The organism is Streptomyces sp. RKAG337 (assembly GCF_023701715.1).
Classification (GTDB): Bacteria; Actinomycetota; Actinomycetes; order Streptomycetales; family Streptomycetaceae; genus Actinacidiphila.
Genome location: NZ_JAJOZA010000001.1, coordinates 1106360 through 1131298, shown reverse-complemented (window position 1 = coordinate 1131298; position 24939 = coordinate 1106360). Strand labels below are relative to the sequence as shown.

General features: G+C 72.6%; 21 protein-coding genes. 11 read left to right on the top strand and 10 right to left on the bottom strand.

Features of this window, described 5'->3' with window-relative positions; translation table 11 throughout:
• Nucleotides 1-12: 12 nt before the first annotated feature.
• From LNW73_RS04970 to LNW73_RS04960, 3 genes are all read left to right on the top strand, one after another.
• Nucleotides 13-1035, top strand: coding sequence for a DUF6745 domain-containing protein (locus LNW73_RS04970; protein WP_250989080.1), 1023 nt, complete (start codon nucleotides 13-15; stop codon nucleotides 1033-1035).
• 84 nt (nucleotides 1036-1119) lie between these two features.
• A complete protein-coding gene (locus tag LNW73_RS04965) occupies nucleotides 1120-1746 on the top strand; it encodes a helix-turn-helix domain-containing protein (protein ID WP_250989079.1) in 627 nt (208 codons plus the stop codon).
• Nucleotides 1743-2015 carry a DUF6126 family protein gene (locus LNW73_RS04960; protein WP_250989078.1) on the top strand — a complete coding sequence of 91 codons (273 nt, stop codon included), beginning with the start codon at nucleotides 1743-1745 and terminating at the stop codon, nucleotides 2013-2015. The genes LNW73_RS04965 and LNW73_RS04960 overlap by 4 nt, the downstream gene beginning before the upstream one ends.
• A 24-nt stretch (nucleotides 2016-2039) precedes the next feature.
• On the opposite strand, the gene LNW73_RS04955 is transcribed toward LNW73_RS04960, so the two are convergent.
• On the bottom strand, nucleotides 2040-3077 hold the full coding sequence (locus LNW73_RS04955; RefSeq protein ID WP_250989077.1) for a saccharopine dehydrogenase family protein: 1038 nt from the start codon (nucleotides 3075-3077) through the stop codon (nucleotides 2040-2042).
• A gap of 114 nt (nucleotides 3078-3191) precedes the next feature.
• Between LNW73_RS04955 and LNW73_RS04950 the strand changes: the two genes are divergently transcribed.
• Together LNW73_RS04950 and LNW73_RS04945 are read left to right on the top strand one after the other, a co-directional pair.
• Entirely contained in the window at nucleotides 3192-3431 is a 240-nt protein-coding gene (locus LNW73_RS04950) for a DUF5302 domain-containing protein (protein ID WP_250989076.1), read from the top strand.
• 155 nt (nucleotides 3432-3586) lie between these two features.
• Nucleotides 3587-5608 carry a M3 family metallopeptidase gene (locus tag LNW73_RS04945; RefSeq protein WP_250989075.1) on the top strand — a complete coding sequence of 674 codons (2022 nt, stop codon included), beginning with the start codon at nucleotides 3587-3589 and terminating at the stop codon, nucleotides 5606-5608.
• 18 nt (nucleotides 5609-5626) lie between these two features.
• Here LNW73_RS04945 and LNW73_RS04940 read toward each other — a convergent pair whose 3' ends face one another.
• From LNW73_RS04940 to LNW73_RS04915, 6 genes are all read right to left on the bottom strand, one after another.
• Nucleotides 5627-8359 carry a fumarate reductase/succinate dehydrogenase flavoprotein subunit gene (locus LNW73_RS04940; RefSeq protein ID WP_250989074.1) on the bottom strand — a complete coding sequence of 911 codons (2733 nt, stop codon included), beginning with the start codon at nucleotides 8357-8359 and terminating at the stop codon, nucleotides 5627-5629.
• Between the two features lie 77 nt (nucleotides 8360-8436).
• A complete protein-coding gene (locus LNW73_RS04935) occupies nucleotides 8437-9231 on the bottom strand; it encodes an ABC transporter ATP-binding protein (protein WP_250989073.1) in 795 nt (264 codons plus the stop codon).
• On the bottom strand, nucleotides 9228-10199 hold the full coding sequence (locus LNW73_RS04930; RefSeq protein WP_250989072.1) for an ABC transporter permease: 972 nt from the start codon (nucleotides 10197-10199) through the stop codon (nucleotides 9228-9230). Before LNW73_RS04930 ends, LNW73_RS04935 begins: the two co-directional genes overlap by 4 nt.
• Entirely contained in the window at nucleotides 10196-11626 is a 1431-nt protein-coding gene (locus tag LNW73_RS04925; RefSeq protein WP_250989071.1) for an ABC transporter substrate-binding protein, read from the bottom strand. Before LNW73_RS04925 ends, LNW73_RS04930 begins: the two co-directional genes overlap by 4 nt.
• An 11-nt stretch (nucleotides 11627-11637) precedes the next feature.
• Nucleotides 11638-11865 carry a 4Fe-4S dicluster domain-containing protein gene (locus LNW73_RS04920; RefSeq protein WP_250978538.1) on the bottom strand — a complete coding sequence of 76 codons (228 nt, stop codon included), beginning with the start codon at nucleotides 11863-11865 and terminating at the stop codon, nucleotides 11638-11640.
• 72 nt (nucleotides 11866-11937) lie between these two features.
• Nucleotides 11938-12711: a GntR family transcriptional regulator gene (locus tag LNW73_RS04915; RefSeq protein ID WP_250989070.1), complete on the bottom strand. Its 774-nt coding sequence runs from the start codon at nucleotides 12709-12711 to the stop codon at nucleotides 11938-11940.
• 581 nt (nucleotides 12712-13292) lie between these two features.
• Here LNW73_RS04915 and LNW73_RS04910 point away from each other — a divergent pair.
• From LNW73_RS04910 to LNW73_RS04895, 4 genes are all read left to right on the top strand, one after another.
• Nucleotides 13293-13880 (top strand): GNAT family N-acetyltransferase, encoded by a 588-nt coding sequence (locus LNW73_RS04910; protein WP_308407639.1) that lies wholly within the window; start codon nucleotides 13293-13295, stop codon nucleotides 13878-13880.
• Between the two features lie 25 nt (nucleotides 13881-13905).
• Nucleotides 13906-14646, top strand: coding sequence for a helix-turn-helix transcriptional regulator (locus LNW73_RS04905; protein WP_250989069.1), 741 nt, complete (start codon nucleotides 13906-13908; stop codon nucleotides 14644-14646).
• 67 nt (nucleotides 14647-14713) lie between these two features.
• Complete coding sequence (locus LNW73_RS04900) at nucleotides 14714-15280, top strand: nuclear transport factor 2 family protein (RefSeq protein ID WP_250989068.1); 567 nt, start codon at nucleotides 14714-14716, stop codon at nucleotides 15278-15280.
• A gap of 54 nt (nucleotides 15281-15334) precedes the next feature.
• Nucleotides 15335-16606 carry an MBL fold metallo-hydrolase gene (locus LNW73_RS04895; RefSeq protein ID WP_250989067.1) on the top strand — a complete coding sequence of 424 codons (1272 nt, stop codon included), beginning with the start codon at nucleotides 15335-15337 and terminating at the stop codon, nucleotides 16604-16606.
• On the opposite strand, the gene LNW73_RS04890 is transcribed toward LNW73_RS04895, so the two are convergent.
• The 3 genes from LNW73_RS04890 to LNW73_RS04880 form a co-directional block, all read right to left on the bottom strand.
• Complete coding sequence (locus LNW73_RS04890; RefSeq protein WP_250989066.1) at nucleotides 16582-17187, bottom strand: GNAT family N-acetyltransferase; 606 nt, start codon at nucleotides 17185-17187, stop codon at nucleotides 16582-16584. The genes LNW73_RS04895 and LNW73_RS04890 overlap by 25 nt on opposite strands.
• Nucleotides 17184-20192, bottom strand: a complete 3009-nt coding sequence (locus LNW73_RS04885) for a glycoside hydrolase family 2 TIM barrel-domain containing protein (protein ID WP_250989065.1) — start codon at nucleotides 20190-20192, stop codon at nucleotides 17184-17186. The genes LNW73_RS04890 and LNW73_RS04885 overlap by 4 nt, the downstream gene beginning before the upstream one ends.
• A gap of 257 nt (nucleotides 20193-20449) precedes the next feature.
• The gene (locus LNW73_RS04880) at nucleotides 20450-22408 is read right to left on the bottom strand and encodes a DUF2264 domain-containing protein (protein ID WP_250989064.1); all 1959 of its coding nucleotides are present in this window, start codon (nucleotides 22406-22408) and stop codon (nucleotides 20450-20452) included.
• A 231-nt stretch (nucleotides 22409-22639) separates the two neighbouring features.
• On the opposite strand from LNW73_RS04880, the gene LNW73_RS04875 reads away from it, so the two are divergent.
• Nucleotides 22640-24031, top strand: a complete 1392-nt coding sequence (locus LNW73_RS04875; protein WP_250989063.1) for a Gfo/Idh/MocA family protein — start codon at nucleotides 22640-22642, stop codon at nucleotides 24029-24031.
• Between the two features lie 93 nt (nucleotides 24032-24124).
• Nucleotides 24125-24754: a hypothetical protein gene (locus tag LNW73_RS04870; protein WP_250989062.1), complete on the top strand. Its 630-nt coding sequence runs from the start codon at nucleotides 24125-24127 to the stop codon at nucleotides 24752-24754.
• Nucleotides 24755-24939: the final 185 nt, after the last annotated feature.

Below are 24939 nucleotides of genomic sequence, written 5' to 3'. Positions count from 1 at the left end.
GGGACGGACGGAATGACGACGGCACTGGAGACGGCGGCGCGGTGGCGGGCGATCGCGGCGGAGACCGGGGCGGCGGACCGCGCCGCGGCGGAGGCGGGGATACAGCTCGCGTACTGGCAGGCCGGACTCCCGGCACCCGAGCGCGTCGTGTGGACCGGCTCGCCGCTGGAGGCCGCCGCGACCGCGATGCGGCTGGTGGCGGAGGACGGTACGGGACGCTGCGTGCGGGACGCGGTGCGGACGCGCCCGTGGGCGGCGGAGCGGCAGCGCCGGCACGCGGCGCTCGGCCCCGCGGGCTGGGCCGAGCGGTGGGCGCTGACCGGCGGCCAGCTGTGGGACTCGACGGCTTCGCTCGCCGACCGGATCCGCGCCGGTGTGGTGGAGGCGCTCAGCGAGGAGCCGGCCGGCGCGGCCGCCGTCCGCCTGGTGCTGCTGGACGCGGTGCTCGGCCAGCAGGACGCGGCGTGGCTGGCCGCCTTCGACGAGGAGGCCGGGACGCTCGAAGGCGTCTCGGCGGTGGCCCGCGCCGCCGGCTGGTGGTGGCCGTACGAGCGGGTCGTGGTGATAGCGGAGCGGCCGGTGGAACTGCACCGGGACGAGGCGGGCCGGCTGGACCGGGGCGACGGGCCCGCGCTCGCCTTCCCCGACGGCTTCGCCCTGCACGCCTGGCGCGGTATGCCGGTGCCGGCCGCGTTCCTCGCCGGCCTCGCGGACCTCACCCCGGTCCGGATACGGACCGAGGAGAACGCCGAGCTGCGCCGCGTGATGCTGGAGTACTACGGCTACGACCGCTATCTCGCGGAGTCCGGTGCCAGGCCGGTGGCCCGGGACGAGACCGGGATCCTGTGGCGGATCGAGCTGGACGACGACGAGGCGGTGGTGATGGTCGAGGTGGTCAACTCCACCCCCGAGCCGGACGGCACCCACCGCACGTACTGGCTGCGGGTCCCGCCGCGCACCAGGACCGCCCGGGAGGGCGTCGCCTGGACCTTCGGGCTGGACGCGGACGGCTATCTGCCCGAGCGGCAGACCTGAGGGGGCTGAGGAGCGACCGGGGGTGATTTGCCTCTCGGGCAAAAGATTTGCCCGAGAGGCAAGGCATGCTGTTCCATCAAAGGCATGGACACCGACATCGCGTCCGCGGAGACGCTGGTCCTCGCCCCCCGGCTGAAGGAACAGCGCCGCCGCACCGGCCTCACCCTGGAGGCCGCCGCCCGGCGGCTCGAGCTCTCCGCCGCGCATCTGTCGCGGATGGAATCCGGGCTCCGGCAGCCGTCGCTTCCCGTACTGCTCGGGCTGGCCCGGCTGTACGGCACGACCGTCTCGGACCTGCTGGGGGAGACGACCGCCGAACCGTTCCCCATCGTACGGGGCGACAGCATGGCACCGGTGCCCGCCGGAGGCTGGACCTACTGGCGGGCCGGCGGCACCGGCCGGGCCATGCAGGCGCTGCGGGTCCATGTACCGCCCGAGGCGCAGGACCGGCTGGTCCGCGTGCACCCCGGTGAGGAGTGGCTCTACGTCACCGCCGGCCGGCTGCGGCTCTCCCTCGGGGAGAACACCCACCTGCTGGACGCCGGCGACGCGGCGCACTTCGACTCGCTGGTGCCGCACCGCCTCGCCGCCGCCTCCCCCGAAGGGGTCGACCTGCTCTTCCTGCACACCCTCATGCAGAGCGAGGCGGCCGGCCTGTGCATCACCCCGCAGGACACGCAGGACCCGAAGAGAGCGGACGCCCCGAAATGAACGACACCGCCCCCACCGAAACCACCCCCAGCGGCACCGACGGCCCCGGCGCCACCCCGGTCCGCGCCGCAGCCACCGACGCCACGACCAACACCGCCACCGGCCGCCCGCGCCACGAACCCCTCGCCCCGGAGCTGCGTACCAGCGAGGGCAGCGAGCGGCGCAAGGAACGGGCCGTGGTCCTGCGCGTCCTCGTCTACGTCGTCGTCGCGCACCTGCTGGCCGGGTTCATCTGGCTGCTGTTCGTACTCGGCGCGCACGGCAACTGAGCCGCACCCTCACCAGCCGCACCCTCACCAGCCGCGCTTGGCTCCCGACTCCGTGAGCGTGACGCCGCTGAACTCGGTGATGAAACCGGCGCCGAGGGCCCGGGACGGCGTCTGCGACCCGTGCGGCAGACCGGCCAGCCGGGGCATGATCCGCAGCACCGACTCGACGGTCAGCTCGTAGCTGTTCGGCATCGTCACCGTCGCCTGAGCGCTGCGCCCCTCCGGGTCGCTCGCCCGAGCCCAGGCCTCCGAACGCGTTCCGGCCAGCGCTTTCGCACTGGGTCCGCGCACCAGAGCACCGACGGCGGCGTGCGCCAGGACCCGCGCCGGGCGCAGCCGCATCACCTTGCTGAAGGCGGCGGCGCCGGGCGGCAGCGGCATGTAGGTGGTGATGTTGGGGATGTCCGTCGAGTGGAAGGCGGTACTGACGTCACCCCAGGGGATGGAGGTGACCATCCGCGGCCCGGAGGGGAACGCCGCCCTGGTCCGGCGCCAGCCCATCGGCACCGCGCTGATCGTGCCGTCGATCCGGGCCCGTCCACCGTCGGGCAGCCCCTCGATCGCGGTCCTGGCGGTGCCGGGACTGGCGGTCCCGCCGACCAGGATCGCCAGGTCGAGGCGGTTCGCGGTGGGCAGGGCCGCGGCGACGGTGGCGGCCAGGCAGTCGGTCGGCACGACATCGAAGCCCGCGCCCGGCAGCAGGACGACCTGGGCGGCGCGGGCCCGCCCGTCAAGGGCGTGCAGCTGCTCGAAGACATCGATCTCGCCGGTGATGTCCAGATAGTGCGTACCGGTCTCGATGCAGGCGAGCGCCATCGGCAGCGCCGTCGCCGAGAACGGACCCGCGCAGTGGGCGACCGACTCGACGCCCTCCAGTGCGCGCCGCAGCGCGACCGGGTCGGAAAGGCCGAAAATGCGGTGTTCGAGGCCGAGTTCCGCCGCCAGCGGCGCTACCTTGGCGATGCTGCGGCCGGCCAGTACCACCCGTTCACCACGGGCCGCGGCCCGCCGGGCGATCAGGCGTCCGGTATATCCGGTGGCGCCGTACAGCATCCAGGTCATGGAACACGTCCTTCCTGAGAGCGGTCCGGCGTCGCGCCGCCGGTATTGCAGTGTGTCGTACGCGGCCGGGCATGCGAGGCTTGGGCCGTAACCGAACGAAACCAGGAGGCCCCCATGACTGCCGAGGCATCAGACCAAGAGGCGACCGAGGCGACCGAGGTGCCCGACACTGCGGACGCGTCCGCCGCGGCCGAGGACGAGGTCAAGCGCAAGTTCCGTGAAGCCCTGGAGCGCAAGCGCGGCGGCAACAAGAGCGCCGCTGCCGCCGGCGGCGGGCCGGACAGCTCGAAGATCCACGGTGCCCACGGGCGAGCCGGCGGACAGCGCGAGTTCCGCCGCAAGAGCGGCGGCTGATCCGTACGACCCGCACCCCTCCTTGCCCACGGCCGTGGGGCGGGCTCGTTTTCCCGAGCCCGCCCCACGGCTGTCGGGGATCTGCCTGACAGGGGTGTCCGGACGATCCCCCTCGTCCTCCGGGGGAAGCAGGGCGGCGGCGTAGGGTCGGACGGGTGACGACGAATCCATTCTTCAGCCCGAGCCCGCTTCCGTACGAGCTGCCGCCGTTCGCCGAGATCCGCGACGAGCACTATCTCCCGGCGTTCGAGCGAGGTCTCGCGGAGCAGCTGGAAGAGGTCGCGGCGGTGTCGGGCAGCCAGGAGCCGCCCACCTTCGAGAACACCATCGTGGCGCTGGAGCGATCCGGGGCCCTGCTGCGGCGCGTCAGAAACGTGTTCTTCAACCAGTCCTCGGCCGACACCAACCCGGTCGTGCAGGAACTGGAAGCACAGCTCAACCCACGGCTCGCCGCGCACAGCGATGCGATCCACCTCGACGCCGGACTGTTCGCGCGGGTCGCGTCGCTCCACGACGACCGCGCCGAACTCGGTCTGGACGCGGAGTCGTTGCGGCTGCTGGAGCGGTATCACACCACCTTCCTGCGGGCCGGCGCCCAGCTCTCCCCCGAGGACCAGCAGCGGCTGCGTGAGCTGAACGGCGAACTCGCCACCGCCGCCACCTCCTTCCAGCAGAACGTCTTCGACGACACCCGCGACGCGGCCCTGGTGCTGGACGGCCCGGAGGAGCTCGCCGGGCTCTCGGACGACGCCGTCTCGGCCGCCGCCGAGAACGGCCGGGCCCGCGGACACGACGGCAAGTACGTCATCAGTCTGAAGAACTTCTCCAACCAGACGGAACTCGCCTCCCTCGACGACCGCGAGGTGCGCGAGCGGCTCCTGGAGCGCTCACTGGGCCGCGGCGCCAAGGGCAACGGCAAGCTCGCCGTCCGCATGGCGACGCTCCGCGCCGAGCGGGCCGCGCTGCTCGGCTACGACAGCCACGCCGCGTACGTCGTCGCCGACCAGACGGCGCTGACCACCGAGGCCGTCACCGGCATGCTGCACCGGCTCGTCCCGCCGGCCGTCGCCATGGCCGAGCGGGAGGCCGCCGCACTGGCCGCCGTCAGCGACACCGGCCCCATCCAGGCCTGGGACTGGGCGTACCGCTCGCAGCAGGTGCGCAAGGAGCGGTACGCCTTCGACGCCGCCGTCATGCGCCCGTACTTCGAGGCCGACAGGGTCCTGCACGACGGGGTGTTCTTCGCCGCGACGCAGGTCTACGGGCTGCGCTTCGCCGAGCGCACCGACCTCATCGGCTACCACCCCGACGTCCGGGTCTTCGAGGTGTCCGAGGAGGACGGGACGCCGCTGGGCCTCTACCTCGCCGACCTCTTCGCGCGCGGCTCCAAGCGCGGCGGGGCCTGGATGAACGCGCTGGTCGGCCAGTCGGGACTGTTCGGCACCCGCCCGGTCGTGGTGAACAACCTCAACATCGCCAAGCCCGCCCCCGGTGAGCCGGCGCTCCTGACCTTCGCCGAGGTCAACACGCTCTTCCACGAGTTCGGGCACGCGCTGCACGGGCTGTTCTCCGACGTCCGGTACCCGTTCTTCGCCGGGACCGCGGTCCCCAGGGACTTCGTCGAGTACCCGTCCCAGGTCAACGAGATGTGGGCGCTGCGGCCCGAGGTGCTCGCCAACTACGCCAAGCACCACGAGACCGGCGAGCCGCTGCCGGCCGAGCTCATCGAGCGGATGGCGGAGGCCGACGCGTTCGGCCAGGGCTTCAGGACCGTCGAGTACCTGGGCGCCGCCCTGCTCGACTGGGCCTGGCACACGATCGGGGCCGGCAGCGAACCGGGCGACGCCCAGGCGTTCGAGGCCGCGGCGCTCGAGGCGGCCGGGATCGCCGTCCCCGCGATCCCGCCGCGCTACCGCTCGACCTACTTCTCCCACGTCTTCTCGAACGGCTACAGCGCGGGCTACTACTCCTACATCTGGAGCGAGGTCCTGGACGCGGACACCGTCGACTGGTTCGAGGAGAACGGCGGCATGCGCCGGGCGAACGGTGACACCTTCCGGCGGGAACTGCTCTCCAAGGGCGGCAGCGTGGACTCCCTCACCACCTACCGCAACTTCCGCGGCCGCGAGCCGAGGATCGAGCCGCTGCTGGTGCGCCGGGGACTGCTGCCGGGCTAGGCCTCTCCGCAGACACCTTCAGACGGCCGCTCCCGTCGCCCGCCGGGCGTAGGCGCGTACGTCGGCGTCGGTGTCGTCCGCCGCGGCCGCCAGGGCCGCAAGGACCGGTCCCGGGCCGCCCCCGTGCGGGAGCAGCGCGAGGACGACGGCCTTGCGGACGTCGGCGTGCGGATCGCGGACGGCGGCCAGCAGGGCGGGCAGCGCGAGCGCGGGATCCGCGGCGCCCAGCGCGGCGGCGGCGCCCCTGCGGACCTGCCAGGCCGGGTCGTCGAGGGCGGCCGCCGCCGCGGAGTCCAGCGGCGGCGGGCAGCCCGCGCCCGCCAGCGCCTCCAGGGCGGCGGCCCGCACCAGCGGGTCCCCGTCCTGGATCAGCCCCTTCAGCGTGGGCAGCGCGCCGTCGGCCGTCCCCAGACCCTTGGCCACCGCGACCCGTACCTCGCGGGAGGGGTCGGCGGCGGCGCGCGCCAGGACGTCGACGGCGTCGACCGACAGCAGCGCGCGGACGGTCTCGATCCGCACCTCGATGTCCGGGTCGTCGAGCGTGCCGCCGAACAGCGCCGCCTCGCCGAGCCGCAGCGCCCGCAGTACGTACAGTGCGGCCGCCCTGACCCGCGGATCGTCCACACCCAGGGCGTCCACCAGCGGCGTTCGCAGTTGCTCATCCGCCGGAAGGACCTCGACCAGCTCCAGCAGCGACGCGGCCGCCGCCTCCCGGACCCCCGCGTCGGGGTCGGCCAGCGCCCGGGCCAGCGCCGGACCGGTGCCGTCCGGCGATGTCTCGGTCAACGTCGTGACGGCGGTACGCCGCACGGCCGGATCGGGGTCCGCCAGATACGGCTCGATGTCGGACAGCCCGGGCTGCCCGTCGGCCAGCGCGAGCAGGTCCAGGATCCGGGGCGATCCGCCGCCGGCCGCCGGAGCCGCGACGACCGGCCCGCCGGCGCGTACCGGAGCGGCCCCCGAGCCCACCGGTGCCACGTCCCGCGGCCCCGCCGTGGCCACCTGCTCCGGATGCACCTCGCCGATCACCCGCACCGCCCGCTCGCCGTCCGGCTCGAAGCCCTCCACCGGCACGAGGTACGGAGCGACCGGCCGGGTCAGGAACTCCATCTCGCCGCGCGCGCCCTTGCGCAGGTTGAGGTGGTGCAGCCAGTCCGCGTCGTCGCGCACGGGATGGTCCGTGCGCTCGTGGTACAGCCCCCAGCGGCTCTCGGTACGGGCCAGCGAGGAGCGGGCCGCCATCTCCGCGCAGTCGCGGATGAACGACACCTCCGCGCAGCGCATCAGCTCGTGCGGGGTCCTGGCCCCCATCGACTCGATGTCGCCGTGCATCCGCTGGAACGTCTCCACCGCGAGCGACAGCCGCGCGCCGCTCTTCGGCGGGGCGACGTAGTCGTTGACGAACCGGCGCAGCTTGTACTCGACCTGCGGCTGCGGCGGCCCGTCGGGGTGGCGCAGCGGACGGTAGACCAGCTCGTGCGCGGCCCGCAGCTGGTCGGCCGGCAGGTCGCCCTCGAAGACCTCGTGCGCGGTGGCCGCGTCCGCGCCGGCCAGATCGCCGTAGACGAACGCCCCGATCATGTAGTTGTGCGGTACGCAGGCCAGATCACCGGCCGCGTACAGCCCGGGGACGGTCGTGCGGGCGTGCTCGTCGACCCACACGCCGGAGGCGGAATGGCCGCCGCACAGCCCGATCTCGGAGATGTGCATCTCCACGTCATGGGTGCGGTAGTCGTGCCCGCGCCCGGCGTGGAACGTGCCGCGGGTCGGCCGTTCCGTGGTGTGCAGGATCGTCTCCAGCGCGGCCACCGACTCCTCGGGCAGATGGCTGAGCTTGAGATAGACGGGCCCGCGTTCCGAGGCGACCTCACGGGCGAACTCGGCCATCATCTGGCCCGACCAGTAGTCGGAGTCGACGAAGCGCTCACCGTGCCGGTTGACCTGGTAACCGCCGAACGGATTGGCGACATAGGCGCAGGCAGGACCGTTGTAGTCCTTGATGAGCGGGTTGATCTGGAAGCACTCGATCCCGCTGAGCTCGGCGCCCGCGTGGTACGCCATCGCATGGCCGTCACCCGCGTTCGTCGGGTTCTCGTAGGTGCCGTACAGATAGCCGCTGGCCGGCAGGCCGAGCCGGCCGCACGCGCCGGTCGCGAGGATCACCGCGCCGGCCCTGACCGTCACGAACCGCCCGGTCCGGGTGTTGAACCCGGCGGCCCCGACCGCCCGGCCACCGGACGTCAGCACCCGCACCGGCATGACGCGGTTCTCGATCCGGATCCGCTCCCGCATCTCGCGCCGCCGCAGCACCCGGTACAGGACCTTCTTGACGTCCTTGCCCTCGGGCATCGGCAGCACGTACTTCCCCGACCGGTGCACCTGCCGGACCGCGTACTCGCCGTGCTCGTCCTTCTCGAACTTCACGCCGTAGCGCTCCAGGCGCTGCACCATGGCGAAGCCGAGGGTGGCGGTCTGCCGGACGGTGACCTGGTTGACGATGCCGTCGTTGGCGCGGGTGATCTCGGCGACGTAGTCGTCGGGTTCCGCACTGCCCGGGATGACGGCGTTGTTGACGCCGTCCATGCCCATCGCCAGCGCGCCCGAGTGCCGGACGTGCGCCTTCTCCAGCAGCAGCACGGACGCGCCGTTCTCTGCGGCGGTCAGGGCCGCCATGGTGCCGGCCGTGCCACCGCCGATGACGAGAACGTCGCAGCGGAGTTCCTCGGCGTCGTGGAGTGCGGGGATGTCCATCGGGGGCCTTTCACATGCCGGTTCAGGGGCGGTTCAGGTACGGGGCGGGTGCTGTACGGGGGCGTTGCGGGCGGGGTTCACGTGCCGAGGGACTGCAGCACCTCACGCCGCAGCGCGACGGTCCCCGGCTCGCCGTGGGCGGCGCGTTCGCGCGGGTGCGGGACGTCCAGGAGCCGCACCGGACGGTCGGCGTCCGTTCCGAGCAGGGCGATCCGGTCGCCGAGGAACACCGCCTCGTCCACGTCGTGCGTGACGAAGACGACGGTGGCCTGCGACGACCGCAGCACCTCGACGAGCAACTGCTGCATCCCGGCCCGGGTCTGCGCGTCCAGCGCGCCGAACGGCTCGTCCATCAGCAGCGCCCGCGGCTCACCCGCCAGCGCGCGGGCCAGCTGGACGCGCTGCCGCTGCCCGCCGGAGAGCCGGTGCGGCAGCTCCTGCTCACGGCCGGTGAGCCCGACGCGCCCGAGCCAGCCGGCCGCCCGGGTGCGGCGTTCCGCGCGCCCCACCCGCCGTATGGCGAGCGGCAGTTCGACGTTCCGGCGAACGGTCCGCCAGGGCAGCAGGCCGTCCTCCTGGAAGACCAGCGCCCGGTCGGCACCGGGCCGGCCGACCGGCACGCCGTCCTGCGTCACCCGCCCGGCCAGCACGGGCAGCAGGCCCGCGAGCGTGCGCAGCAGCGTGGACTTGCCGCAGCCGGACGGGCCGACGACCGTGAGCAGTTCGCCCGGCGCGACATCCAGCCCGAGCCCGGCCAGGACGGGCCTGCCGGAGCGGCCGATCGTGGCGTCGTCGAGCGTCAGCCGGACACCGGGCGGCGCCGGGCTGGGCAGGGAGTCCGGCGAGGTCGCACTGACACGGGTGTTGGTCACTGGTGCACCTTCCTGCTCTCACGTTCGGGCTCCGGCTCGGCCACTGATGGCTCGGACACGGCCGTCCGCCGCAGGGTGCCCGGAGCCCGGTAGCCGGTCCTGTATCCCGCCCGGTCGTGGTCGCCGGACTCGGTCCGCGGCAGCCAGCGCGTCACCCGTCGCCCGAGCAGTTCCACGGCGGCGGAGGTGATCCACCCCAGGACGCCGATGGTGGCCATGCCGACCAGCACGCCCGGGTAATCCACGACCGTGTAGTCCTGCCAGGTGCGGTAGCCGACCCCGTACTCACCGGAGATCATCTCGGCGGAGATCACACAGATCCACGACACCCCGATCCCCACCGACAGTCCGCCGAGAATGCCCGGCAGCGCCCCAGGCAGCACCACCTGGGCGAGCACCCGCCACCGGCCGCCGCCCATGGTGAGCACGGCCTCCTCCCACACCGGGGTCAGCGCCCGCACCGCGTGCCGGGTGCTGACCAGGATCGGGAAGAACGCGGCGGCGAAGGTGATGAAGACGATGCCCTGCTCATTGGTCGGGAACAGCAGGATCGCGACGGGCACCAGCGCGATCGCCGGGATCGGCCGCAGTACCTCCAGCACCGGGCCGAGGATGTCGCGGGCGACCCGTGACCGTGCGATCGCGGTACCGACGGTCACACCGAGCACGGCGGCGAGGGCGAAACCGGTGACGATCCGCACCAGGCTGTCGCCGAGGTCCTGCCAGTACGGTCCGCCCGTCAGACGGGTGCCGAACTCCCGCCCGACCTGGACCACCGTCGGCAACTGCTCGAAGTGCACCCACAGATGGACGCGCCGGACGGTCAGCAGCTGCCACAGTCCGAGGAACGCGACCAGCGAGGCCACACGGACGCAGTAGCGCCCCCACGGCAGCCGCCCGACCCGCGTTCGTCCCGACCTGTTCGGCTTCGTCGTGGCCGTCGTCCCGGATGCCGTCGCCGTCGTCATGGCGACTCCCGCAGCGCGGCGTCATAGCTGACGAGCCGGGTGCCGGGGTGGCCCGCGATCCAGTCATGGGCGTTGGCGGGCGTGGTGAACGGCTGGAAGCGGGCGTTGGGGGCGGCGGCCGGGTCCTCGGCCCATACCGACGAGTCGGCGAACCAGCGGGTGCCGGTCAGTGCGTCCGGAACGTAACCCGCCCGCACCTTCCCCGGGTGCTGCTTGACGTACCGCAGCAGGCAGCTCGGCGTGGTGAACGCCGTCGTGCGGTCCTCGCCCGACAGCCAGCTCTCGCTCGCCGTCACCGGATCGTTCGCCTGGCCCCCGCACACCGGGTCGGTGCCGCTGACCGGCGCCGGATTGGCCGCGGACGCCAGGGACTTGGCGTATCCGGCGCCGTAGACCCGCCGCAGATAGCGGTCGTCGGTGAAGCCGTCCACGTCGACGGAGTCGACGAGCTTGGCGGAGGCGAGCACCGGCACGTCCTGCTTGAGCGCGTTCAGCAGCTGCGGCTTCAGCGTCGGGTCGAAGGTGGCGATACCGCCGGCGCCGTTGTAGAGGTACACGACCTCGGGCGGCAGCCCGGTCGCCTTCGCCACCTGCTGCGCGGCCGCCAGCGGGTGTTCGTGCAGGTACTGGGTCGCCTGGAGCTGCGCGGTGAGGAACGCGTCGACGACGGCGGGCCGTTGGCCGGCGAAGGCCGCGCGGACCGTGACGCCGTGCAGGGTCGGCACGTTGAGCGCGGCACCGTCGTACAGCGGTTTCGCCTTGCCCTGGAAGACCAGCAGACCAGGCCAGGCGACGAACTGCGACAGTGCGTCGGCGCCGCCGGACTGCAGGGCGGACGCGCCCACCGCGGGCTGCTGGTTGAGCTTGTGCAGGTCCTTGTCCGCGTCGATGCCGGCCTTCTGCAGAGCCCGTACGAGCGTGCCGTCGGCGGCGGACCCCACGCTCGTCGAGACCTTCTTCCCGCGCAGGTCCGCCAGCGAGGACAGTGTCGAGTCCGGCTTGGTGACCACCATGTTGAGGCCGCCGCGCAGGTTGTACCCGGTGACGGAGACCAGCTTGGTCGGCGCCTTCATCTGCTTGCCGCGCGCCGCGTTGATCAGCAGCGGGTAGTCGCCCATCGAGCCGATGTCGACCTTCCCCGCCATCATCTGGGCGGTGATCGGCGCACCGGTCGCGTAGTCCTGCCAGTCGACCTTGTACGTCACGCCGTCGCGCTTGCCCAGCTCGCCCAGCGCACGCTCGAAGTACCCGAGCGAACGCAGCAGCGTGCCGGCGGTCACCGTGTTGATCGTCTTGGACTGGTAGCCGACGGAGACGGTGACGGTCCTGCCACCGTCCGCGCCCGCGTCCCCGCCGCAGCCGGCCAGCGGCAGCAGCAGCCCGGCGCCGGCCACGGCGGTCAGATACCTGCGGACCCGTCCGTTCATCGCGAAACCCCTCATCGCAGCAGGTACGGCATGTTGACGGTGACCGCGTCCGTGGGGCAGCGGGCGGCGCAGGGGCCGCAGTACCAGCACTCGTCCACGTGCATGAAGGCCTTGTTGGTGTCCGGATTGATGGCGAGCGAATCGAGCGGGCACATGTCGACGCAGAGCGTGCAGCCGTCGATGCACCTGGACTCGTCGATCGTCACCGGTACGTCGGCGCGCTGGGGTACGACAGGCATGGCTGTCTCCTCGGAGGACCTGAAGAACAGGAAGATGGACGAAGGATGAAAAGGATGAAAGGGCGCGGGCGGTCAGACGGAGCGGTGCAGCAGTCCGCGCATGGTGATGCGGTCGCCGCGGAACCGGATGAACTCCAGATCCACCGGGCGGCCGTCGGACAGATGGGTGAGCCGTTCCAGCATCAGCACGGCGGCGCCGCGCGGGGACTGGAGCACGGCGGCGGAGTGCGCGTCGGCGTTGACGGCCTCCAGGGTGATCTCGGCGGTGCCCAGCGGCTGTCCGGTGATCTCCTCGAGCAGCCGGAAGATGTCGGTGTTCTCCAGGTCGGCGCTGAGCAGCTCGATGCCGACGTCCATCGGGACGTAGGTCAGGTCCAGGGAGAGCGGCAGCCCGTCGAGCCGTCGCAGCCGTTCGATGTACAGCACGTCCGGGTCCTGACCCTCCAGGCGCAGCCGTTCGGCGACGGGCGCGGGCGCCGGGACCGGCGCCATCGTGCGGACCTCGTTGGTGACCCGCCCGTGCTCGTGCAGCGTCTCCGCGAGGCCCATCAGCCGGTCCAGACCGTGCGGGTACTTGGCGCCGACCACGACGGTGCCGACGCCCGGCACCCGCTCCACCAGCTGTTCGGCGCGCAGCAGGTCGAGTGCCTGGCGGACGGTGTTGCGGGAGACGCCGTAGTCGGCGCCGAGCGCGTCCTCGTGCGGCAGCAGCCCGGCCGGGAACCCCTGCAGGAGCACCTGCCGCCGCAGCAGGTCGGCGAGTTGCCGGGCCTGGTCCGCCCGCAACCGGCGGCGGCGCGCGGCGGCCACCGGTGCGGTGTGCTCACGGGTGCGCTCGGCGGGCATCGGGCTCTCCGGTCTGAGGTCTTGGTTCCGGGGTCTGCGGTCCGTGGACCGGGGGTCCGCGGTCTGCGGTCCGACGGCCGCGGTGTCGGTGTCGGTGTCGGCGGTGGTGGCGGCGGCGGTGTCGGTGCGCTGCGTTCCCAGGGACCATACCGAGGGTCGGGTCGAAGTGGTGTTGCCGTTGTGTTGCGCCACCAATCGGCCGGGGTGAACGCCTTTGACCTGCACCTTTGACAGGTGCGGCGGAAGATCTGCCACCGCGCGGCGCAACGAAAACGTGGTGCGGGGGTGGTGGCACGCGGGGCAGGATGCGGCATGAGCTGGCACACGACACACGATCTCGACGCGTTCCTGACGGCCGCGAGCAGCTTCCTGCGGGCGCGCGCGGTGGAGAACACCGTACTGATCACCGTCGCCGAAGGGCTGCGGCACCGCGGCCTCGACGCGTACGGGGAGAACCCGCCGCTGTTCGGCTGGTGGCGGGACACCGGCGGGACCGTCGCCGCAGCCTTCCTGCAGACCCCGCCGCTGCCGCCGCTCCTGACCCAGGGACCGCCGGAGGCCCTCGCGGAGCTGGCGGGCGTGTGGGACGGGACGGGGCGCGCGCTGACCGGCATCCGGGGGAACGGGACACGGCCGCGGCCTTCGCCGATGCCTGGCGGTCCCGTACCGGAGCGGCGGCCGAACTCGACAAGAACCTGCGGCTGTTCCGGCTCGGAGAGCTGGCGCCGCCGGAGCCCGCCCCGGCCGGCCGCGCCAGGACCGCGGGTACGGGCGACCGGGAGCTGTTGGTGGAGTGGTACGAGGCCTTCGCCGCCGAGATCGAGGAACAGGGCCTGAACGCCGCCACGTTCGTCGACGACCGCCTCAGCCATGGCGGCGTCACGGTGTGGGAGGTCGACGGCGCTCCCGTGGCGATGGCCGGAATCACCCGTCCGCTCGCGGGGATGGTCCGCGTCGTCGCCGTCTACACCCCGCCGGGGCACCGGGGCCGCGGCTACGCGGCCGGAGTGACCGCCGCGGTCAGCGGGGCGGCTCGCGACGCGGGAGTGGACGAGGTGCTGCTCTTCACCGACCTGGCCAACGCCACCAGCAACGCGCTCTACCGGCGACTGGGCTACCTGCCGGTGCAGGACCATGTCGGGCTGACCTACAGTCCGGTGGTGGAATGACACCTCCGAGACGGGGCGGCACGCTGTGAACCGGACCGACCGGCTGTACGCCCTGGTCGAGGAGTTGCGCGCGGTCGCGCCCCGCCCGCGCAGCGCCAGGTGGCTCGCGGAGCGCTTCGAGGTGAGCAGCCGCACCATCGAACGTGACCTGAGCGCGCTGCAGCAGTCCGGCGTGGCGATCTACGCGGAACCGGGCCGCACCGGCGGATACGTCCTGGACAAGGAGCAGACGCTCCCGCCGCTGACCATCACCCCCGCGGAGGCGACCGCCCTCGCGGTGGGTCTGCACGCGCTGGACGGCACGCCGTTCGCCGGAGCCGCGCGCAGCGCGCTGCAGAAGGTGCTGGCCGTCATGCCCGCCCGGGAGCGCGCCGCGACCGGCGAGTTCGCCGACCGCGTGCACGTACTGGCCCGCGACGAACGGCGCGCCACCGTTCCGCGCGTCCTGCAGGACGCGCTCGCCAGCCGCCGCGTGCTGCGGCTCTCGTACGAGGACCGGGAGGGCGTGGCCAGCGAGCGGCTGGTGGAGCCGCTCGGGTTCCTCGGCGGCGAGCAGTGGTACCTCATCGCCTGGTGCCGGCTGCGCGAGGCGGTGCGCGGGTTCCGGATGGACCGGATCCAGGCGGTGCGGGCGCTGGACGAGACGGCGCCGCCGCGCCGGATCGACCGCGCGGAGCTGGACGGTCCGGGCTGGGAGCTGATCGGTCTCGAAGGCTTCGCGGACCTGGTCGACGCTCTTCCGGGAAAGTCCGACGGCACGTTGTAAACACCGACAGGACGGTGTCGCCGGCCCCTTCGAAGATGGTGATCACACCGAGAAGGAAGGCACGGACATGACCGTCGACCTGAACACCAGCACCACTGGAAACACTGCGACCACCGGAAACACTGCGACCACTGGAAACACTGCGGCCACCGGAAACACTGCGACCAGTGGAACCACTGCGACCAATGGAACCACCGACACCACCGGCACCGATTTCCGCCGGCTCGGCATCGGACTGTTCGAGGACTGGACGGACCTGTGGAACGGCGACTTCCCCGTCGCCGACCGCATCCTCACCCCCGGCTTCCGTATCCACTTCGGCAACGCCATTCCGCAAGCGGACACCGACGCTCTGCGCGGTCCCGGCGGCCTGGTCCCGTTCGTCGCCGCCCACCGCGAGGCCAAGCCAGGACTGGTCTACCGCATGCACGGCGCGGCGCTCGTGGACTTCGCCGCCACCGCCGACGGCGGGCCGGCCGGCCAGGTCTGCTGCCGCTGGAGCGCCACCCGTCCCGACCCGGACGGCGCGGGAGTGATCTCGGTGAGCGGTATCGACATTCTGGCCGTTTCCGACGGCCTGATCACCGATGTGTGGTCGGTCGGCGGGAGCCGCCGCTTCGGGACGGACGCCTGACAAGGCAGAATTGGCAGGGTGACATCGACTGACCGCCCCCCTGCTGGAGGTGCCGTGACCGGTTCCCGCCTCACCGCACTGCGACCTGCTGCTTTCGGCGCCGATCCGGTCGGCGCGCGACTGGAGCGGATTCTCGCGTCACCCAACTACGCCGACGGCGTCTTCCAGAACCCGGTGGGTGCCCGCTCCACGCCCAGCGGGGGCCTGCTCAAGGCGCTGCCCGGCAACATGCGCAAGGAGGCGCGGGCGCTGCGCAGGCCCGCCGCCCCCGTGCCGGTCCATCCGACGACGCTCGCCGACCTGGCGGCGCCGCCGGCGTCGGGGCTGCGGCTGACGTGGATGGGCCACTCGACGGTGCTGGCCGAGATCGACGGCCGCCGGGTGCTCTTCGACCCGGTGTGGGGCGACCGCTGCTCGCCGTTCGCGTTCGCCGGTCCGAAGCGCGTGCACCCGGTGCCGGTCCCGTTGAAGTCGCTCGGCACGGTGGACGTGGTGGTCATTTCGCACGACCACTACGACCACCTCGACATGCCCACGATCCAGGCGCTGGTCGGCACGGACACGGTCTTCGCCGTGCCGCTCGGCGTCGGCGCCCACCTGGAGCACTGGGGCATCGACCCCAAGCGGTTGCACGAACTGGACTGGAACGAGTCGACCGAGGTGGACGGTCTGACGCTGACCGCGACCCCGGCCCGGCACTTCTGCGGCCGCGGCCTGCGCGGCCGCCAGCAGACCCTGTGGGCGTCCTGGGTGGTGGCCAGCGGTGACCACCGGATCTATCACAGCGGCGACACGGGGTACTTCCCCGGTTTCGCCGAGATCGGCGAGCAGCACGGCCCGTTCGACGCGACGATGATCCAGATCGGCGCCTACAGCGAGTTCTGGCCCGACATCCACATGACGCCCGCGGAAGGCATGCAGGCGCACGTGGACCTGTCCGGCGGCACGCCCCACGGAGCGATGCTGCCGATCCACTGGGGCACGTTCAACCTCGCCCCGCACCCGTGGGCCGACCCCGCCGAGGGCACGCTCGCGGCGGCCAGGGAGCGGGGCGCGAAGATCGCCACCCCGCGTCCCGGCGCGCCGTTCGAGCCTTCGGCCGATCTCCCGGACGACTGGTGGTGGCGCTCGATCGCGGTACCGCCGGCGGGCGGCTGGCCGCAGTACGCGGCTCCGGCCTCCGACGCGGCACGGGACGCCGCACCGGATGCCGCACCGGATGCCGTGTCCGAGGCACCCGCTGAAGGTGTAGGCGGTGCTAACGGTTCCGGCGGTACTGATGGTGCCGACGGTGCCGAGGACTACGAAGTGGCACGCCCCAGGTAGGTGAGCGGCCCCGGGTCCGGTACCGCGATCTCATGGAAGCCCATGCGGTCGTAGAAGTACCGGGCCCGGACGTTCGCCGTGGCCATCCCCAGATGCACCGACCCGACGCCCGCGGCCGCCAGCGCTCCGAGGAACGTCTCCATCAGCGCCCGCCCGTGGCCCGCCCCCTGGTGCTCGGGGAGCAGATCGATGTGCAGATGCGCCGGATACGGCGCCAGCTCGGGCACGAGCATCCGCTCCGGCCGGTGCAGCAGGTCGACCATCGTCTCGTGCGGGGTGGTCGGCACCGGACCGGTGAGTGCCGGGTAGCGGTCCGCCACCTCCGGCAGCCATTCGCCGCGGAACCGTTTCACGAAGGCGGCGGTGTCGGCCGTCCCCAGGATGTAGCCGACCGCGGTGCCCTGCCCGTCGTCCACCACGAAGGTCAGCTCCGGCTCCAGCCGCGCGTACGGGGCGGCGAAGATCGTCCCCAGCAGATCGTGGTCGGGATAGTACGGCCGCGCGTCCTCGCCCTCCTGGCCGGTGCGTACGCAGATGTCGTAGAGCGCGGGCAGGTCCGCGGGGCGGTAGGGACGGATCATGTGGTCTCCAGAGCGCCGAACGTGAAGGAGAAGGTCACCGGGGCAGCGGTGAGCCAGTGCTGCGGCAGGGCCCCCGGCCCGCAGGACCCGCTGCCGATGCCCTGCTGCCCATGGTCCAGATTGAGCCAGATCGTCTCGGACGGCGTGAGGTCGTAGGTGTGCTCCGCCGTGTCGAGCTGCTCCCCGGTCCAGCGCCGCGCGGTGAACCAGAACTCCGGGTCACCGGTGATCAGCAGCCCCTGCCCGTCCTCGCGGCGCAGCCGCGCCCAGCGGACATCGGCCCGGGCGCCGTTCTCCTGCGGCCTGACGTACGGCGTCTGCAGCGCGTCGACCGTGCTCGTGTACCGCCCGATCCGGGACGCGGCCCGCGTGTCGGGATACGCCTCGCCGGGACCGCCGCCGAACCATTCGACGCCGCCGAGGCTGCCGCAGACGCCCAGGCGCAGCCCGATCCGCGGCAGCGGGACGGTCCAGTCGCCCTCCGGGGTGACGTCCACCGCGAGCCGCAGCCGGTCGTCGGTCGCCGTCCAGGTGAAGACGGTGCGCAGGCCGAGGTCCCCGGCCGCCGGCGCGACCCGGGTGGTGACGGTCAGCGCGTCGGCGCCGATCGTGACCCCGTCGAGCCGGTGCCGCATCCGGTGCAGACCGGCCTCCCGCCACCGCCGGTCCAGCTGCAGGTCCGGATGCCGGCCGGAACCCGCGTCGTTGTCGGTCGGCGCACGCCACACGTCGAGCCGCGGCGCTCCGGCGATCTGGAAGTGGTCCAGGTACCTGAGCGCGCCGGTGGCGGCGTCGAACGTGCCGGGCCCGAGCAGCACGACACCGCCCTCGGCACGGCGCGGTGCCTTGGTGCGTGCGGCTTCGGTCGGTGCGGCTTCGGTCGGGGCCGCAGGGGCCGCGGGGGTCGCGGGGGTCGCGGGGGCCGCATGGGCCGCGGGGGTCGCGGGCGGCGCTGCGGCGAACTGGCCCCAGGCCACCTCGTGTCCGGCCGGTGCCCAGCCCGTGTCGTCGGCGAGCGCCGCCCGCACCGTCCACCAGGCCTCACCGTCACCTGCCGGGGTGCCGGATCCGCCGCCCGGCGCCCGGGGCAGCTTCAGCTCGACGGCCGCGCCGGGCGCCAGCGCCGGGACCTCCAGATCACCGGAGTCGACGGCCTTGCCCTCCACCTCGTACGTCCAGCGGAACGACAGCGACGACAGATCCGCGATGTCGTACCCGTTGGTGATCCGGACGATGCCGGCCGCGCCGTCCCCGTCGATCCTGACCGGCTCGATGACCTTCTTGTACTCGATCAGACCGGGCGACGGAGTGCGGTCGGGGAACACCAGCCCGTCGCAGACGAAGTTCCCGTCGTGCAGTTCCTCGCCGAAGTCGCCGCCGTAGGCGAAGAACTCCACCCCGGCGCGGGTGCGCTGCCGCAGCCCGTGGTCGATCCACTCCCAGACGAACCCGCCCTGGCAGCGCTCGTGCGTCTCGAAGAGCCGCTGGTACTCGCTCAGCCCGCCGGGGCCATTGCCCATGGCGTGGGCGTACTCGCACAGAAGGAACGGCAGGGCGCGTCGCTTCGCATCCAACTCCACATCAGGGAGCGGGAGTTCGGTGCGACTCCCGATGAGTGCGACCTCGGCGTGGCCGGCGTACATCCGCGAGTACACATCGGTGTCCGCGCAGGACGGATCGCCCTCGTAGTGGATCGGACGGTCCGGATCGCGGTCGCGGATCCACGACGCCATCGCCGACAGCCCCCGCCCGGTCCCGCATTCGTTGCCGAGCGACCACATCACGACGGACGGATGGTTCTTGTCGCGCTCGACCATGCGCCCGGCCCGGTCCAGCAGCGCGGGCGTCCAGCGCTCGTCGTCGACCGGGTTGCCGCGCCAGCCGATCACTTCGAAGCCGTGGGTCTCCAGATCGCACTCGTCGACGATCCACATCCCCAACTCGTCGCAGAGGTCGAGAAAGGCCGGATGCGGTGGGTAGTGGCTGGTGCGGACGGCGTTGATGTTGTGCCGTTTCATCAGCACCAGGTCCTGCCGCATCGTCTCCAGATCCAGCACCCGGCCGTGGTCGGGGTGGAACTCGTGCCGGTTGACGCCCCGCAGGAGGATCCGGCGGCCGTTGACCTGGAACACGCCGTCCTCGACGGTCACCGTCCGGAAGCCGATCCTGAGCGGGATCCGCTCGCCCTCCGTGGCCAGTTCCGCGTCGTACAGGCGCGGGATCTCGGCGGACCACGGCTCGACGGGCACGGTCGCGCTCTCCCCGGTCGCCAGGTCCAGGCCCAGCTCGGGGACGGTGACGCTGCCACCGGGCTCGCAGTCGACACGCAGCGTTCCGGTGCCGGTGGTGTGGTCGTAGTCGGCGTGCACGAAGAAGTCCGTGACCGAACCCTCCGGCCGCTCGATCAGCGTCACCTCCCGGAAGATCCCCGGGAGCCACCACATGTCCTGGTCCTCCAGATAACTGCCGGACGACCACTGGTGGACGCGCACCGCCAGCACGTTCCCCCGCGGCCGCAGCAGCTCCCCGACCTCGAACTCGACGGGCAGCCGGCTGCCCTTGAACGTGCCCAGCTCCGTACCGTTGAGCCACACCCGCGCGCACGACTCCACACCGTCGAAGCGCAGCAGCGCCGCCCCGCCCGGCCAGTCGTCCGGCAGGTCGAAGGAGCGCCGGTGGTCGCCCGTCGGGTTCTCGGTCGGAACGCGCGGCGGATCGACGGGAAACGGGTACACCACGTTCGTGTACGCGGGCGAGCCGTGCCCCTGCAGCGGCCAGTGCGCCGGCACCGGCAGCAGATCCCAGCGGGTGGCGTCGAACTCCGGCCGGGCGAAGTCGTCTCCGTGCGCGTCGGCGGTCTCCGACAGCCGGAACCGCCAGGCCCCGTTCAGGCTCACGTACCGCGCGTCCGACGTACTCCACCAGGCGCGCGGCGGCAACGCGCCGCTGCCGGGGGAGGGGTCCTCGTAGTAGGGGACAGCCGCGGGACGCAGCGCCTCGTGCATGGGAGTTGCTCCTCACCTGGACGACACCGGACTTCGACATCATCGACATCAATGACAACGGACATGCACGACGCGCACGACCCGGGGCATGGACCCCCGCGCCGCCCGCCGATCGAGGGCACAGGACCAGCCTGCCCCCTCGGTCGGCGGCAGCGGAACCCGATGGTGAAATCGGCGGGCCGGGCGGCCGAGCCGGACGGCGTGGGGTGGCTTGGGGTGGGGTGGGCGGGGTGCGGTGCGGTGCGGTGGACGGCGGGTCAGACGGTGAGCACCGTTCCGTCGGGGAACGAGACACGTACGCCGGTGCCGCCGTCACCATCGAGGACCGTCACGGTGACCGCCTCGCGCAGCGCCCGCGGATGGACCGAGTCGCCCGACAGCGCGACGAGGGTGGCGTGGACGCTGCTCCCGCCGGGGTGCGGCCCGGAGCTCAGGCACGGGGCGGCCGAGTGCGGACCGAACGCGTTCGCCTCCACCTCGCGGTGCACCGCGGCGGACCCGTCACCGTCCTCGTCCCAGCCGTACAGTCCGACGAGCGCGCTGGAGAGCCCGTCCGCGGTACGGGCGCACGCCCACCCCCGGCCGCTCTCGCCCCATGGCAGCTCCGTCCCCGCGACCGCGTAACCACCCTCCCGGACCGTCACCCCGGCCGGGGCTTCGACGCGGTGCACGCGGACCTCCCACGGTCCGTGCAGAACGCTCGCCGTCTCGATCCGGTACTCCGCGGTTCCGGGCTCGGTTTCGCTTCCGGACCCGCCGTCGGCCGGGACGCCTTCGTCCGCCGGGAAGGTGACGGTGTGCCAGGAGGACGCGGTCCGGCCCGCCGCCGTCAGCGGGTGGATCCGTCCCCGGTGGGAGGGCGTGCCGTCGGGGGAGACCAGCGCGAGGTGGCTGTCGACGCGGTGCCGCCAGGCGTGCGGGGCGGCGTTCGGCGCGGTGTGCGTGGTGTAGCCGAGCTGGGCGTAGTGCGGGTCGTCCGCGCCGCCGGACGGTTCGAAGCCGTAGTGGTCGCTGCCGTGGTTGACGAGCCGGACGATCCCGTCGTGCTTCGTACCGTGCAGCAGCCAGCCGGGAGCGGGGAGTGCCGTGTACTGGTCGGCCTCCTCGACCGGGAGCGCTAGCTCCCGCTCGGTCCACACGGGGTGATCGGCCGGCAGCAGCAGTCCGAGGAAGCCCTTGCTCGCCCAGTACGGGGACCCGGGACCCGAGTACCCCTGCGTGGTGGGAAGGAACGGCTGGTGCCAGCCGAGCGACAGCAGCCCGCGTTCGTCGGGTACTCCGCGCTCCACGAAGTGCCGCAGCACCCCGGAGGCGAGCCGCCGCGTCACCCCCGGCTCCAGCGGGGTCGCATCGGTGAGCGCCCCCATCCACACCGGGGCGACGGAGGCGAATCGGTACGTCAGCGAACGTCCCTGGTGGACCGGGGCGCCGTCGCCGCTGAAGAAGTGCGGGTAGATCGCCAGGAACTGGGACAGCCGCTCCTTGTAGACCTTGGCGCGCTCCCCGTCCGGTTCTCCCGCGATCCGCGCCCACAGCAGCGGGTACAGATGCATCGCCCAGCCGATGTAGTAGTCGAAGTTGCGGCCGTCCCCGTCGGTGTACCAGCCGTCGCCGACGTACCAGTCCTCGATGCGGTCCAGCCCGCCGTCGATGTCGGACTGGCTGAACGGCGCGCCGACGGAGGCCAGGAACTGCTCGGACACCACTTGGAAGAGCCGCCAGTTGTTGTCGTGGGTGCGGTGCCCGACGAAACCGGAGAACCAGTCGACGACCCGCGCCTGGACCCGTTCGTCGAGCCGGTCCCATATCCACGGGCGTGTCTCGTGCAGCGCGATCGCCACCGACGCCGCCTCGACCATCTGCTGCGAGCAGTCGGTCAGCGCGGGCCAGGCCTCACCGCTGTCCGGATCGGTACCGGCCGCGAGCCCGGCGGCATACCGCTCGATGAGCCGCGCGTCCACCTCGCCGCCGGCCCCCGCGATCCGGAACGCGGCCAGCAGGAAGGAGCGCGCGTAGCCCTCCAGCCCGTCGGACACCACCCCCGACCAGCTGTTGCGGCCGGGCAGCCGGTACTGCGCGAAGCCGGGGGAGGCGTACGGCACCAGCCCGTCGAGCATCCGGTCCGCCACCGCCTCCCAGTGCGCGCGGGTCCAGCCGGTGCGGGGCGAACGCACGCGGTCGGTGGGGGGCAGCGTGAGGAAGGGGGGCAAGGTCACATCAGCTCCGAGGTGAGGTGTTGACCGAGATAGTAAGCGGTTACTAGGTTGAGGCCAACCCTATGTGCCGACTGCGAATCGCGGCCGGACGGGGGTGGGCCGTCCCTCCTGTTCCCGCTCCTCCTGTTCCCTCTCCTCTCGTCTTCGCCGTTCTCGTCGTTCTCGTCGTCACTGCTCTCGTCGTTCCCGTTCCTGCCCGGCTCGCGCGGGGCTCTTCCGAAGGGACCGCCCATGACCAACTCCCAACCGCCGGGCGATCGAGCCTCCGCCGCGGATCCCGCCAACGCTCCGGCCCCGGCCGCGCATCCCGCCAACGCCCCGGCTCTGGTCGCGCATCCCGCCAACGCCCCCGGGTCCCGCCGGCCGGACGTGACTCCTGGGTCCCGCCGGCCGGACGACGACCTCCGCATCGGCGTCATCGGACTGGGCCTGCGCGGCAGCCTCGCCGCAACCGCGCACCGGCCGGGCGCGGGGGCTCGCGTGGCCGCCGTCGCCGACCTCGACCCCGCCGTCCGCGCCGAGGCGGCAGCCCGCTTCCCGGGCGCGGCCGTGACCGACGACCACCGTACGATTCTCGGCTCCGCCGACATCGACGCGGTCCTCGTCCTCACGCCCGACCACACCCACGCCGACCTCGCCTGCGAGGCGCTGCGCGCCGGCAAGCCCGTCCTCGTCGAGAAGCCGCTGGACATCACCGTCGAGCGCTGCGACGCGATCCTGCGCACGGCGTACGAGACCGGCACCCGCCTCTACGTCGGCCACAACATGCGCCACATGCCCGTCATCCGGCTCATGCGCGACCTCATCACCCGCGGGGACATCGGCGAGGTCAAGACCGTCTGGGTACGGCACTTCGTCGGTCACGGCGGCGACTTCTACTTCAAGGACTGGCACGCCGAACGCCGCTGCACCACCGGTCTGCTGCTGCAGAAAGCCGCACACGACCTCGACGTCCTGCACTGGCTCGCCGGCGGCTACACCCGCCAGGTCCAGGCGCTCGGCGACCTCATGGTCTACGGCGCGCCGGACGCCGACCGCCGCGCCCCCGGCGAGCCCAAGGCGGCCGGCTGGCTCGACGACGACAACTGGCCGCCGCGCTCCCAGCGGAATCTCAACCCCGTGATCGACGTCGAAGACGTCTCCCTCGTCAATCTGCGCCTCGACAACGGCGTCCTGGCCGCCTATCAGCAGTGCCACTTCACCCCCGACTACTGGCGCAACTACACCGTCATCGGCGATGCCGGCCGCCTGGAGAACTTCGGCGACGGGCCCGGAGCGGTGGTCAAGGTCTGGAACGCGCGCCGCTCCGGGCACCGCCCGGAGGCCGACGCCGTCCACCCCGTCCCCGATCTCCAGGACAACGCCTTCCACGGCGGCGCCGACCCGCTCCTCATCGACGAGTTCCTGCGCTTCGCGCGCGACGGCGGACCCACCGACACCTCACCCGTCGCGGCCCGTATGGCGGTCGCCGCCGGAGTCCAGGCCACCGCCTCGCTCCGGGACGGCGGCACCCCGCGCACCGTACCGCCGCTCGACGCCGACCTGGCCGCGTACTTCGCCGCGCACCAACCCCCTGCACGCCAGCACCCGCTCACCAACTCCCGTGGCGCGGTTGACGATTGATGTCGGCCGCTGGGATCATCCCCCACCGGGAACCAGGGGTACGGGTTCGATCACGGTGGGTATGGGGCGGGCATGGGTGCAACGGGTATGCGGATGAACGGACTTGCGGGCGCGGAATTCGCGGCCGCCGAACCGATCCCGGGCCTCAAGGGGCCATGGGCCTTCGTTCTCATCGCGGTCGTCGTCATCATCATCGCCGTGATCGCGGTGCTGCCCCTGATCATCGACGTCCGCCGGGCCACCGCCTGGCGCCAGCAGCTCACCGACGAGCTGATCGGCCAGGCGGCCACGAGCAGCGACGTCCGTGAGCTGCTGCGGGACCTGCGCGAACCGCGCGGTGTGCGCGGCCTGACCCGCAGCATCATCGCCGTACTGATCCTGGCCCTCGTCAGCTTCGCCCTGGCGGTCGCGATGCTCTCCTCGGGCGGCGACTCCGGCGACCTGCGCAAGACGATCGTCACGTCGCTGATGACGGTGCTCGCCACCGTCGCCGGCTTCTACTTCGGCTCGCTCGGCGCCCAGAACAGTGCCGACGACGCCGTCCGCCGCGCGAACCGCACGCGGGCCCGCCCCGCGGATCCGGCCGGCCCGCAGACCGGCGACGACATACGCCCGCCCGCCCCGGAGCCGCCGGGCGCGCCAGTTCCGCCTGGCGCACCCGACCCGAAGACGCTGCCGGAACCGGGAAGCACGCCGCTCCCGGCCCCACGGGAAACACCCTGAGCAGACGTCCCAGCCCCCGGCCCCCCGCCCCAGCCCCCGCCCCCGTCACCGCATCCACGGTGGGACGGCCGGGCAGGTGTTGGCGCAGGTGATGGTGCCGGGCATCAGCAGCCCGCCGTCAGGGCGGCGGCCACGGCCAGTGCGCGTCTCATCGGGAACTCCTCGGGTGCTTCAGCCGCCTCGAC